Source organism: Nodosilinea sp. E11 (assembly GCF_032813545.1).
Taxonomy (GTDB): domain Bacteria; phylum Cyanobacteriota; class Cyanobacteriia; order Phormidesmidales; family Phormidesmidaceae; genus Nodosilinea.
In genome coordinates this window covers 2,183,110-2,196,623 of record NZ_CP136520.1, presented here as the reverse complement: position 1 = coordinate 2,196,623, position 13,514 = coordinate 2,183,110, and the positions used below count along the sequence as shown (strand labels likewise).

The window sequence follows — 13,514 nt, the reverse complement described above, 5'->3', positions numbered from 1 at the left end:
ACTGGCCCGATCGTATACATTGCCGCTAGCGATCGCATACCCGTTCACTAACCCAGGGCAGCCACAGTAAACACAGTCCACCCCCTCCCTGGGTTGCCTGTTATGAAACCCCTCGTTTCAATTCTGATTCCCAGCCACAATGCCGCGCCCTGGCTGGCCCAGGCCCTAGACTCGGCTCTGAGCCAAACCTGGCCCCATCTCGAAGTCATTTTAGTAGACGACGGCTCGACCGATGAAACCCTGACCGTGGCCAGTCAGTTCGATTGCCCCCGGTTGCGCATTGTTGCCCAGCGCAACCGGGGGGCCGCCGCCGCCCGCAACTGCGCGTTGGAATTGGCCCAGGGCGAGGTGATTCAGTTCCTCGACGCCGATGACCTGCTGGCCCCCGACAAAATTGAGCAGCAGATGGCGCTGGTGCAGGCTCACCCAGACTGTCTGATCGCTGGGGCCTGGGCCAGGTTTCGCCACCAGCCCCAGACGGCTATCTTCACCCCCGAACCGCTCTGGCAGGACATGGACCCGGTGGACTGGCTAGTATGTGCCTGGTCGGGCCACTGGATGATGCACCCCGCCGCCTGGCTGGTACCGCGCCGCCTGATTCGAGCCGCTGGCCCCTGGCAGGAGTCGCTATCCCTAAATGACGATGGCGAATACTTTGCCCGTGTCATCTTGGCGAGTCAGGGAATCCGCTTTTGCTCGGCGGCCCGCAGCTACTACCGATCGGGCAACGGCAGCAGCCTCAGCGGGCGCAAGAGTGCTGAGGCCTGGGCTTCGCAGTATCGAGCGATTTCCTCGCAGTGCCAGCATTTGCTGGCGGCAGAGGACAGCGATCGCACCCGGCAGGTTTGCGCCAATTTAATGCAGCGTTTTATCTACGAAGTCTTTCCCGCTGTGCCATCGTTGCGCAATCTGGCTGCGCGCCAGGTGCGCCAGCTAGGAGGAGCCACCGAAAAGCCCATGGGTGGCCCCTGCTTTCAGCTAGCGGCCCGGTGGCTGGGGTGGCAGCAGGCCCGCTATGCTCAGCTATTCATTAATCAGTGGGGCTATCGCCGGGTTGCCCTGGGGCGCATGGTGCCGAAACCTAACGGCGAACAGGGCAAAAGCGATGACGGTGTACCCCTACAGGAGGAGCCCCAATGGCAAGAATCCTGATTTTGATTGGGGGCCACTGCTGCACCGCCCCCCGGCCCCAAAAGGAGGCCGACACCCTGGCCGCCGCTGGTCACGAAGTGACGGTGGCGGGGGTCTGGTTTGACCCCGAGCTGGTGCGCCGAGACCAAGATCTACTGAAGGATCGGGCCTGGACGTTTTGCCCGGTGCTCGATTTTCGCCCCGGTCGGCCCAGCCGCCCGGGGGTGCGATTGCAGGCCAACCTGGCCCGACGGCTGTTTGGTCGGTTTGGCATGGCTACCCCAGCGCTGTTGGGCTACGGCGCTCGGCCCATGCTGCGGTTTGCCCAGACCTACCGGGCGGATCTGACCCTCGTTCACTCCGAAGCCGGGCTATGGGTAGGGCAGCGGCTCTGGCACCAGGGCTACGCTGTGGGGGTAGATTTTGAAGACTGGTTTTCTCAAGATCTGCTGCCCTCGGCCCGCCAGCAGCGCCCCACCCGGTGGATTGCCGAGCTAGAAGCGGACCTGCTGCACCACTGCGACTACCGCCTGACGACGTCTCAGGCCATGGCCAATGCGATCGCCCATCACTACCAGGTACCGCCGCCCACGGTGGTCTACAACGTGTTTCCCCAGGAAGACTTGCCCAGCTCTACCGCCGAACGATCGGCTGGGCTAGGGAGTCGCCCGGTGCGGCTGCACTGGTTCTCTCAGACGATTGGCCCTGGGCGGGGGCTAGAGCTGTTGTTTACCGCCCTCGCCCAGCTCACCGTGGATGTAGAGGTGCATTTGCGGGGACACTGCTCGGCCCAAACCCAGCGCTGGCTGGTGCAGCAACTGCCACCGGGCTGGGTTGATCGGGTCTACCTTCACCCCACCGTGCCTAACCATGAACTCGCTGCCTGCATCGCCAAGAATGACATTGGCCTGGCCCTGGAGCTGAGCGATCCGCCCAGCCGCGATCTGACGGTGACTAACAAGCTATTTCAGTACTTGCAGGCCGGGCTGGCGGTGATTGCCACCGATACCGCCGGTCAGCGGGAGGTGTTTGAGCAGGCCCCCGCGATCGGGCATTTGGTGGCAGCGGGAGATGCGATCGCGATCGCCCATGCCATTGAAGATCTGGTGCGTAATCCGGCCCAGCTACAAGCCGCCCAAGCCGCCGCCCGCACCGCCGCTCAAACCCGCTTTTGCTGGGAAGTCGAAGAGAAAACGTTACTCTCCGCCGCCGAAATAGCCTTGACTGCGGTTCGATCTGGCGTCAACAGACCCGAAACCGTTCTCGTCCCAGCCCCAAGGCAATTGGTCGAATCGTGAGATTTTCCCGCTTTAACTTGAGTTCTGCATCAGAAAAGTCTTGGGTGACGCCGTCTAACCGTCCCCTCCTTGGGAGGGGCAGGGGTGCTCCCCTCCTGGGAGGGGCAGGGGTGGGTTCCTCCACCTTGATTCCGTACTCAGAAACCCATTCACTCCCACCATTGCGACCCACCCCGCCCTCCGGGCACCCCTCCCCGGAGGGGATGCGGCCAATGCTTCCGCTTCTTGGGATTTCACCGAACTCACGTCGATTTAGGCTACTTCGGCGGTGCGCTACGGCCATAGGGAGGTGATTCTGTAATCGACTGAGTTGGCCCCAGGCCTAACGGCACCCTACAGCCTTCCTTTGCGCTTCCCTCGACTTTGCAGAAAAATACCCCGCTATCTACACCCTTCACCCTTCACCCTTCACCCCTCACCCCTCACCCCTCACCCTTCACCCTTCACCCTTCACCCCTCACCCTTCACCCATCCACCCATCCACCCATCCACCATGAACATCCTCCTAACCGCCGACCCCGAACTCCCCGTACCGCCGACTCTCTACGGCGGCATCGAACGCATCATCGACCTGCTAATCGAGGGCCTGCGTCAGCGGGGCCATCGGGTTGGCTTAGTGGCCCATCGTGACTCTACCTGTGCGGTAGATGCCTTCTACCCCTGGCCAGGGCTGAGTTCAGCTTCGGCCTCAGACACGCTGCGCAACACTGCGGCCCTGTGGCAGGCGGCGCAGCAGTTTCAGCCCGATGTGCTGCACAGCTTTTCGCGGTTGCAGTACCTGCTGCCGCTGCTACCCACGGCGCTGCCAAAGGTGATGTCGTACCAGCGCCAGCCCACGGAGCGCACGGTGCGCTGGGCGGCTAAGCTGGCAGGCCGCAGCCTTACCTTTACCGGCTGTAGCGAGCATATCTGTCGTCAGGGACGGGCCGCCGGGGGACAGTGGCACCCCATCCACAACTGTGTGCAGCTAGAGAAGTTCACCTTTCAGCCCCGGGTGGCCGAGGATGCGCCGCTGGTGTTTCTCAGTCGTCTGGATCCAATTAAGGGGGCTCACAATGCGATCGCGGCGGCCCAGCACACCAACCGCCGCCTGCTGATTGCGGGCAACCAGGTCGAGTCGCCCGAAGGGAGGGCCTACTGGGAAAGCCAAATTGCCCCCCACCTGGGCAAAGACGGCATCGAGTACGTTGGCCCGGTGGATGACCGCCAAAAAAATGAGCTGCTGGGTCAGGCGGCAGCTATGGTGGTGCCCATCGAGTGGGATGAGCCGTTTGGGATTGTGTTTGCCGAAGCCCTGGCCTGTGGCACGCCGGTTATTTCCACACCCCGAGGATCATTGCCCGAGATTGTGCGGCCTGGGGTCGATGGCTTTCTGGTCAATCCGGTTGATGAGGTGGTGGTGGCAATTCAGCAATTGCCTGCGATCAATCGCCGCCACTGCCGCCAGCGGGTCGAAAGCCATTTTTCCGCCGAGGCAGTTGTGAGCCAGTACGAGAAGCTTTACCAGGTGCAGTGTCGCGCGGGGGCGACGGCGATACCTCTCTCCGCAAACGCGATCGCAAACACCCGGCCTCCAAGCTGGGAATAACGTTGCATCGGTGATGCCCATGCCTGCTGTCTCCCCCCGGCCCACTCCCCAGCGAACGGTTGCTGTAGCAGCCGTTGCTCCTCCTACTCGGCGGCGTGTGCTGATGGTCAGCCCCCACTTTCCGCCGGTCAATGCGCCCGACCATCAGCGCCTGCGCACGGCCCTTCCCTACCTGGAGGAATTGGGATGGGAGGCCGAGATTCTCACCGTCAACCCCGAGGAAGTGGCGCACCCCCAGGATGACTGGCTGCGGCGATCGCTCCCTCTGGCGCTGCCCATTCACCAGGCTGAGGCGCTGCCCCGATCGCTGACCCGGCTGGTGGGCCTGGGCCATGTGGGCTGGCGGTGTCTGCCTTACCTGGCCCGACTGGGCGATCGCCTCCTAGCCGAGCAGTCCTTCGACCTGGTCTTTTTCTCCACCACCCTCTTTCCGGTGATGATTCTTGGCCCCTACTGGCAGCGGCGGTTTGGCGTTCCCTTCGCGGTCGATTTTCAAGATCCCTGGCGGGTGGAGGCTGCCCCGGCTGGACAGCATCGCCCTGGCGGCAGGCTCAAGTATGCTCTCGACAAAGCCCTGGCTGCCTTCTGGGAACCCAGGGTAATGGAGCGGGTAAGCCAGGTGGTGGCTGTGTCGGCGGCCTATACGCAGACCTTGCAGGCTCGTTACCCCTGGCTGGGGCCTGAGCAGCTCACGGTGCTGCCCTTTGGGGCACCGGAGGCCGACTTTGCCCAGCTGCCCCACTGGCCCATTCAGCAAACCCATTTTGACCCCAGCGATGGCCGCCACCACTGGGTCTACGTGGGCCGAGGCGGGCCAGATATGGCGGTGGCGGTGCGAGGGTTGCTGCTGGGGTTACGGGAGGTGCGATCGCAGCATCCCGACCTGGCCGACCGAGTCCACCTGCACTTTATTGGCACTAGCTACGCCCCCGCCGGACGAGCGATCGAAACCATTGCCCCCATTGCCACCGCCTGCGGGGTTGCCGACTTGGTGACCGAACACCCCCAGCGGGTGCCCTACTTCGAGGCGCAAAAACTGCTGACCGACAGCGACGCCGTGCTACTAATCGGCTCCAGTGACCCCAAATACACGGCCTCTAAACTGTACCCGGCAGTGCTGGCGAAAAAGCCGATCCTCGCGGTCTTCCACGCCGCCAGCTCCGTCGTCGATATTTTGCACCAGACCCAGGCGGGCACCGTCGTCACCTTCGACGCCCATACGACCCCAGAGCAGCTCGCCCGCCAGCTCACCGCCCCGCTGCAAACCCTGCTGGCCCAGCCCCAAAACACCCCACCCGCCACCGATTGGGAGGCATTCTCCCCCTACACCGCCCGCGCCATGACCCAAACGCTCTGCCAGGTGTTCGATCGCTGTGTCCAACCGCTCAAGCAATAAACCGCTTTGGCCCGTAGCCAAAGCCTTTTAAAGAGGAATGGGCCAATTGGAATGTCGCTCACCTGAGGTTTGTTGGGCAGTGCCCACTTTAGGTAAATTCCAGAAAGCAGTTTCTCCAGTGGTGGGCACTGCCACTCTACAGCGGCTGGGCCAATTGGAATGTCGCTCACCTGAGGTTTGGTGGGCAGTGCCCACCCTACGGCTCTACGGCTCGACTCAGGCCCCCCTTCCCCCCTTCACCCCTTCACCCCTTCACCCATCCACCCATCCACCCATCCACCCCCTCACCCCCTCACCCCCTCACCCCCTCACCCCCATGTCTCCCCCTGGCCAAAAATCCGAAGCCATGACCCTCCTGTTTTGGGCCGGAATGGCGGCGCTGCTGTTTTCTAACCTAGACAGTCTGCGTAGTGCGCCCCAGCCGACTGCGATCGGTGCTCTGCTGATTGGGGTGGCCAGCATGTATCCGGTGTATTTGTGGTGTGCGGGGCAGGTGCAGGGGCTGCCTGTGTTTCCGTTTTTTTCGCTGACCTATCTATGGACCTTTTGCCTGCCGCTGCTGAGTGCCAACCCCAACGTGTTGTCTTACAGCCCAGAGGCCCATCTGCGGGGAGCGCTGTCGACCGTGCTGTTTTTAGCTAGCGGCACCGTTATCTGGCTACAAATTGTTAGAACTCCGAAAACGGTTGAAAAGCCCTTTCGTGCCCTCAAAACCGCCACCGCCGACAACGTATTCATTTCTATGGTGGCGGCGGGGGCATTTTTAAATATGTACGTGGTGGGGGGCTGGAGCGGCATTCCCGACAAGCTATTTACCATCGTGCGGGGCATCATTCTGGGGCTGAGTTTTTTGGGAATTTTTGTGTTGGCCTATCGGGCTGGGCAAAACTCTATGCCGCGCCCGAAGCAGTACATCTTTTTTTGGGCGCTGGTAGCCAATATCGTGACTGCCGCTGCCGGACTGATTCTAAAAACATCGCTAACGCTGTTTCTGCTGTCGATTATGGCGTTTGTAATTGGGGGTAGACGGTTACCCATTGTGGGTCTACTGATGGGAATTTTTCTGCTGCTGCCCCTGCACCACGGCAAACACGAAATGCGCCACAAATATTGGGAAGGCGAAACTCCCCATTACGTGCAGCCCTGGCAATATCCGGCCTGGTTCAAAGAGTGGCAGGGCTACGCTGAGAAAAATAAAAACCACGTGCCTGAACGATGGGAAAAGGTAGAAGAAAAAGAGTCTTTTGTGGAGCGATCGAGCGTCATTCACATGCTGATGATGGCCCAGGCCAAAATTCCAGAACCTTATCCCTACTTGGAGGGCAAAACCTATGCCATCATCCCCGGTCTAATCGTACCGAGGATTCTTAACCCTAACAAGTTGCGCAGTCATGAGGGCACCCACATGCTAAATGTACACGTGCGGCGACAAACCTACGAGCAAACCTGGAAAACTACCATCGCCTGGGGATTATTGCCCGAGGCCTACGCCAATTTTGGCTACTTCGGCTGCATTTTAATTGGAGGAATTATGGGTGCCTTTTACGGCACGATCACCCTGGCTGCGATCGGTACGCCCCCCTTCTCGGCCCGTATGATGTTTTGTGTCTTGATCATGAGTCTGGCCCTGGCTTCTACAGAATGGACCGCCGGAGTCTATGCTGCCACGCTGTTTCAATCGTCGGTGCCCATTGTCGGCATTAAGTACGCATTTATGAAAATTTATCGGCCTAAGACTGTAAGCGGCAGGTACGAAAAATCACCTTTTGATGGACAGTCTTATCCCTATCTCGTACAGCCCAAACATACGTTATCTCCGGAGCGATCGACGAACTGACTTGAGTAGATCAGCATTAATAATAAGGAGTTCTGTTATGCTGCGCAGCGACTTCAACGGAGTAACGAAGCGAAGCGAAGTCGAGGCATCTCGGTCGTTGGTAGAGTCCAGAGATTCCTCCCTTTGGTCGGGATGACAGCATTTAATTATGTTCACCTAGGTAATAGTTTTTAAAGGCCCTTTTGCGGTGCATTGCTTCGCTAATGCACCCTACGGTTGAACGGGGCTCGTGCTTCTAACGATTTGCAAAAGTTAAATTCCCTAAATTAGAGGAAAACCATGCTGCGCCTCGCCATTATTACGTCCCATCCCATTCAGTACTACGCTCCTTGGTTTCAACATTTAAGCGCTACCACTGATCTAACCTTGCGGGTGTTTTATCTGTGGGATTTTGGCATTACCCAGCAGGCTGATCGTCAGTTTAATCAGGCGATTCAGTGGGATATTCCTTTGCTGGAGGGGTACGACCATGAGTTTGTGTCCAACACCAGCCAACGACCGGGCACCAGCCATTTTTGGGGTTTGCAAAATCCGACGTTGATGGCCCAGGTGCAATCATTTCAACCCGATGCGGTGTTGTTGATGAACTACAACTACGCCAGCCTCTACCGATTTTTGTGGAGCTGGCGCGATACCCCATTGCTGTTTCGGGGAGATTCCCATCGGTTGGTACCAGAAGTAGGGGTGAAAGCGGCCCTCAAACGCCAGTGGATTACGCAGCTCTATCAGCGCTTTGATGCCTGCTTGTATGTGGGTCAGGCCAACCGCGAGTATTTTCGCTATCACGGGGTGGCCGATGAGCGATTGTTTTTCTCACCCCATGCGATCGACAACCATCGGTTTATGGCTCAGGCCCCCGCTGCCGATCGCGAGGCCGCTGAGTGGAAACGAGATCTCGGTATCCCGGCAGATCATCAGGTGATTTTATTCGCCGGAAAACTGATTCCTAAAAAGCGACCGCTTGACCTGCTGCAAGCCTTTTTACGGGCCGATTTACCCAAGGTTTCGCTATTGTTTGTCGGCTCTGGCAGTTTAGAAGAGGCCGTTAGACAGCAGGCCCAGGCCTCGGGCCATGCCCACATCTATTTTGCCCCATTTCAGAACCAGAGTCAGATGCCTCGCACCTACGCCGCTGGCGATGTGCTGGTATTGCCGAGCTATGGTTCGGGTGAAACCTGGGGCTTGGCGATTAACGAAGCGATGTGCCTTGGCACGCCGGTAATCGTTAGCGATCAGGTGGGCTGTGCCGCTGACTTGGTTAAACCCGGCGAAACGGGACTGGTCTTTCCTGCGGGCGATGTCGATGCGCTAACGAACTGCCTGAAGCAAGCCTTTAGTGACTCTTCCCAACCACTACAACGCTGGGGAAAGGCCGGCCAACACCATATTCAGCACTACAGCTATGGCGCGGCTGCCAGCGGGTTGTGGAGGGCTTTGGCGGCTCAAAATAACGGTTGGCAACGTGAATTGCAACAGCTAATTTCTGTTTACTAAAGCCCTGGCTAGTAATTTGTTAAACCAGAAGTAACAGGTTCGTGCGGGTGTACGGTTTTAGGTCTGCCGTGAGCCGTACACCGTGAACCCCAACCATTAGAGCTTGTCGCAATTATTTTGGTTGAATACTAGCGCAAACCAATGTATACGATATTAGCCCCGATCGCAGCAAAGTCGTACATCTAAAAAAACTATCCTCGACGCGATCGCAGACTCCGTCCCTCGAAACTGAGAACTATCCAAACTCCTCACGAGATAAGACTCATGTTTCCATGGATAGTTCCTGGGGCTGCGGCCCTAACGGTAGTGGGGCTGACTCCACTGGTGCAAAAGATCGGTTTCAAATTTGGCTATATCGATCAACCTAACGCCCGCAAAATTCATCGTCAGCCCATTGTTCGCATTGGCGGTGTAGGCATTTTTATTGGTACTTTTACGAGCTGGATTTTAACCGATCAGCTCATGGCGACCGCCGCCGAAAGCTCTATTTTTCTAGCCCTTTTATTGGGCGGCATTGGCTTTTTTGCCACTGGCCTAATGGATGATTTATTTGATCTATCGCCCTTTGCCCGACTGGGTATACAGGCCCTGCTTTCTGCCGGAGTGTGGCACCTGGGGATTCGGCTCGATGCCCTGCCGCTGCCCGGTCTGACCGCTGCCCTGCCCGCCTGGCTGAGCCTGCTGGTGACCTTTCTGTGGTTGGCGGGTATGGCCAACGCCATCAACTGGCTAGACGGTATGGATGGGTTAGCCGCCGGTACCGCTACAGTCGCCGCCGTCGTCTTAGCCGCCTTGGCCTGGCCCACCCAGCCCGCGATCGCCGGTATGGCCCTGGGTCTAGCTGGAGCCACCCTAGGATTTCTCCGCTACAACGCCGCTCCAGCTCGCATCTTCATGGGGGATGGCGGCTCCTACTTTTTGGGATTTGCTCTGGCGGCGATCGCCCTAGTCGGTCTGCCCCACGACGGTTCCATCACCACAGCGCTGCTTCCTTTTCTGGTGCTGCTGATTCCTGTCCTGGATATGACTCTGGTGATTGGGGCGCGGCTGAGCGATCGCAAGTCACCCTTTTTCCCCGACCAGCGCCACATCCACCACCGGCTCATGCACGCCAATTTTCCTAAAGCCACGGTGGTCTGGTCTATCTATAGCCTCACCCTGCTGTCGGGCCTGAGTGCCCTGCTGCTCCTGCACAGCCCCCTCGGCTGGTGGTTGCTCAGTGCCGACCTAGCCCTCTTCAGCCTCACCATGCGCTCTCTCTGGCTCCCCACAGCGACCCCAGCCATGAGCCTACCCACCCTCACCCAATAACCCCTTCACCCCTCCACCCTTCACCCTCCACCCTTCACCCTTCACCCCTCCACCCCTCCACCCTTCACCCTTCACCCCTCCACCCCTCCACCCCTCCACCCCTCACCCCCATGCCACCCACCCTCCACCTCTGGACCCCCGGCCTCTTCGATTTCAAAGGCGGTATCCAAACCTACTCTGGTTTTCTACTGGAAGGTTTGCAGGCCGTTCTCCCCACCGCCCGCATTCGCGTCTTTACCCTGCACGATCGCTCGGCGACCCTGCCGCCCGCCGCCTCGCCCCAAATCAGCTACCACACCACCGGCAATTTCCATCCCCGTCTGCGAACTGCCGCCTTTGCGGCTCAGACCTTTCAGGCCGCCCTAGCCGATCGCCCCGACTTGATCATCACCACCCACGTCAACTTTACGCCCGTAGCCCAGGCCCTCAAGCAGCTGGCGGGTCTGTCCTACTGGGCGATCGCCCACGGCTTTGAGGCCTGGGAGGTAGAGAAGCCCCCGGTGCGGCGGGGCATGGCCAAGGCCGACCAAATTTTGGCGGTGAGTGGGTTTACCCGCGATCGCATCCGTCAGTCCCAGGGCCTTACCAACCTCGGCGTTTTACCAAACACCTTCGATGCCGACCGCTTTCAAGTCTTGGCCAAACCAACCCATCTGCTCCAGCGCTACGGGCTGCGGCCCGACCAGCCGGTCATTCTCACCGTTAATCGGCTAGCCGCCGGGGAACCGTTCCATAGCTACGACCAAATTTTGGCTGCGCTGCCCGCCATTCGCCGAGTGTTGCCCGATGTGCACTACCTGGTCGTGGGCAAAGGCGACGATCGCCCCCGTCTAGAGCAGCTGATCGCCGAGCGTCACCTGCAAGACTGCGTCACCCTGGCCGGGTTTGTGCCCGATACCGACCTGCCCGACCACTACGCCCTCTGCGATGTGTTTGCCATGCCCAGCCAGCTAGAGGGCTTTGGCATTGTCTACCTGGAGGCGATGGCCTGCGGCAAACCCGTTCTAGCTGGTTTCGACGGTGGCCAAGATGCCCTTCAGCACGGCGACCTAGGAGCGCTGGTCGACCCCGAAGCGATCGATGCCATTGCCGAGACCCTGATCGTCATGCTGACCGGCCAATACCCCAACCCGCTGATTTACCAACCCCAGGCGCTGCGGCAGAGCGCGATCGCTGCCTTTGGCCCCCAGGCCTTCCAGCGAGGGTTGACCCGGCATCTGGTGAACCAATTCAGCGCCGAGCTGGTTCCCTCTCTCCCCACCCTTCACCCCTCACTCCCATGAGAATTCTCCACCTGATTCCCTCGCTGTCTCCCCTGCGGGGGGGGCCTAGCCAGGCCGTTTTAGAAATGGTGCAGGCCCAGCGCCAGCAGGGGCTTGACGTCGCGATCGCGGCCACCAACGACCACGGAGACGGCACCTTTACCGCCCCCTACGCTCAGCTCATCATCAGCGGCTCGATTCCAGAACTGGTGGGACCATCGGTGCCGGTTTACATCTTTCCACGGGTGCTGTCCCAGGTGGCGGCCCTGCGGGAGTTTGCCGTGGCTCCGGCGTTAGCCCCCTGGCTGTGGCACCACCTGGCCGAGGTCGATCTGGTTCACATCCACGCCATTTTCAACTACCCCACCACCGTGGCCATGGCCATGGCCCAAGCCAGAAGAGTGCCCTACGTGGTGCGGCCTCTGGGCTCACTGTGTCGTTGGTCTCTAGAACAGGGCAGCGCCAAAAAGCAGATCTACCTGCAAAGCGGTGGCCGCAAGCTGCTGCAAGGCTGCGCCGCCCTGCACTTCACCACCTCCCAGGAGCGGCAAGAGGCCCAGGAGGCTGGGTTTGCTGGACCCAATTTCGTGCTGCCCCACGGGGTGCAGATCCCAGCCCTGATCGCCGATGCTCGCCAACGCCTGCGCCAGCAGTTGCAGATTCCTGCCGACCATCAGGTGCTGCTGTTTCTCTCGCGGCTGCACCCCAAAAAAGGACTTGAGCCACTAATCGACGCTCTGGCCAGCCTGGGCGATGCGCCCTTCACCCTGGTGCTGGCAGGCAGTGGCGACGCAGCCTACGAAACCGCGATCGCCCAGCGCATTCAGGCCGCAGGTCTAGGGCAGCGGGTGCGCCAGGTGGGTTTCGTCAGCGGCGAGGCAAAAACCGCCCTCCTCCAGGGGGCCGACCTGTTTGTGCTGCCCTCCTACTCTGAGAACCTTGGCATTGCCTTACTAGAGGCAATGGCGGCAGGTCTGCCCGTGATCACCACGCCCGAAGTGGCGATCGCACCCCTGATCCAACAGCACCAAACCGGCCTAGTCACCCCGGCCCAGCCCCCCGCCCTAGCCCAGGCCATTCAGCACTATTTGCAACAGCCCACCGCCGCCCGCCAGGCCGGCCAACGCGGTCGCACCCTGATGGAAACCGAATTTAGCTGGCCCACCCAAGCCACCCGCCTCATTGAGCAATACGCTTCCCTATCGCCTGCCCCCCTCAAAAACACCCCCCTCCCCTCCCCCTCCTTCCAACCCCTGAACTAACCCCCCCACCCTTCACCCCCACCCCTCACCCCTTCACCCTTCACCCCAATGCTCACCCCAACCCTCACCCCCACCCCCACCCCCACCATGCTGGCCTCGATCACGCCAGTCATCCTCACCTACAACGAAGCCGCCAATATCGATCGCACGCTTCAGCGGCTCACCTGGGCCGATCGCATCGTGGTCGTAGACAGCTTTAGCACCGACGAAACCCTCGATATTTTGGCCCGCTACCCTCAAGTCGAGGTCTATCAGCGCCCGTTCGACACCCACGCCACTCAGTGGAACTATGGCCTGTCGCTGGTCACCACCGACTGGGCGCTGTCTTTAGATGCCGACTACAGCCTCAGCGATGACCTGGTCGAGGAGCTAACCACCCTCGACCCCCACGGGGGAGCGGATTGCTACACGATTTCGTTTAAGTATTGTGTGTTTGGCAAACCCCTGCGGGGGACAATTCTGCCGCCGCGAGCCGCCCTGTTTCGCCTGGCCAAGGCCACCTATATCGACGACGGCCACACCCAATTGCTGAACTGTTGGGGCACCGTGGCCGCCCTCCAGCAGCCGATCCTCCACGACGATCGCAAGCCCCTAAACCGCTGGCTTTGGGCTCAGGATCGCTATGCTCTGCTAGAGGTGCAGAAGCAGCTAGAGAACCCGTCAGAACGGCTGGGCTGGAGCGATCGCATCCGTCGCGTTCCGGGGCTTTCGGCTCCCATCATCCTGGTCTATTGCCTCATTCTCAAAGGCGGCATTTTAGACGGCTGGGCGGGGTGGCACTACGCCTTCCAGCGCATTGTGGCGGAGCTGATTCTATCGATTCGGCTGCTTGAGGCTAAATCACACCGTGACCTCAACGCTGATGTGTAACAGGTCAAGCTGAAATCCGTAGGTTGAGTACACAAAAACCCGATACCCCGTAGGGGCATTGCACA

At 59.9% G+C, this 13,514-nt stretch carries 10 protein-coding genes; all 10 read left to right on the top strand.

Going from position 1 to position 13,514, the window contains the following annotated elements; all coding sequences use genetic code 11:
- The first annotated feature begins 102 nt into the window (after positions 1-102).
- Entirely contained in the window at positions 103-1,152 is a 1,050-nt protein-coding gene (locus RRF56_RS12025; protein ID WP_317037882.1) for a glycosyltransferase family A protein, read from the top strand.
- The gene (locus RRF56_RS12020; RefSeq protein WP_317037881.1) at positions 1,137-2,429 is read left to right on the top strand and encodes a glycosyltransferase; all 1,293 of its coding nucleotides are present in this window, start codon (positions 1,137-1,139) and stop codon (positions 2,427-2,429) included. Before RRF56_RS12025 ends, RRF56_RS12020 begins: the two co-directional genes overlap by 16 nt.
- 493 nt (positions 2,430-2,922) lie before the next feature.
- Positions 2,923-4,017: a glycosyltransferase gene (locus tag RRF56_RS12015; RefSeq protein WP_317037880.1), complete on the top strand. Its 1,095-nt coding sequence runs from the start codon at positions 2,923-2,925 to the stop codon at positions 4,015-4,017.
- A gap of 19 nt (positions 4,018-4,036) precedes the next feature.
- Complete coding sequence (locus RRF56_RS12010; protein ID WP_317037879.1) at positions 4,037-5,413, top strand: glycosyltransferase; 1,377 nt, start codon at positions 4,037-4,039, stop codon at positions 5,411-5,413.
- A 121-nt stretch (positions 5,414-5,534) separates the two neighbouring features.
- Positions 5,535-7,250: a hypothetical protein gene (locus tag RRF56_RS12005; protein WP_317037878.1), complete on the top strand. Its 1,716-nt coding sequence runs from the start codon at positions 5,535-5,537 to the stop codon at positions 7,248-7,250.
- 279 nt (positions 7,251-7,529) lie between these two features.
- Complete coding sequence (locus RRF56_RS12000) at positions 7,530-8,744, top strand: glycosyltransferase family 4 protein (protein ID WP_317037877.1); 1,215 nt, start codon at positions 7,530-7,532, stop codon at positions 8,742-8,744.
- 264 nt (positions 8,745-9,008) lie between these two features.
- The gene (locus tag RRF56_RS11995; protein ID WP_317037876.1) at positions 9,009-10,055 is read left to right on the top strand and encodes an MraY family glycosyltransferase; all 1,047 of its coding nucleotides are present in this window, start codon (positions 9,009-9,011) and stop codon (positions 10,053-10,055) included.
- A 110-nt stretch (positions 10,056-10,165) separates the two neighbouring features.
- A complete protein-coding gene (locus tag RRF56_RS11990) occupies positions 10,166-11,338 on the top strand; it encodes a glycosyltransferase (protein ID WP_317037875.1) in 1,173 nt (390 codons plus the stop codon).
- Positions 11,335-12,579: a glycosyltransferase gene (locus RRF56_RS11985; protein WP_317037874.1), complete on the top strand. Its 1,245-nt coding sequence runs from the start codon at positions 11,335-11,337 to the stop codon at positions 12,577-12,579. The genes RRF56_RS11990 and RRF56_RS11985 overlap by 4 nt, the downstream gene beginning before the upstream one ends.
- An 87-nt stretch (positions 12,580-12,666) precedes the next feature.
- Positions 12,667-13,449, top strand: coding sequence for a glycosyltransferase family 2 protein (locus tag RRF56_RS11980; RefSeq protein ID WP_410510599.1), 783 nt, complete (start codon positions 12,667-12,669; stop codon positions 13,447-13,449).
- The last annotated feature ends 65 nt before the right edge of the window (positions 13,450-13,514 follow it).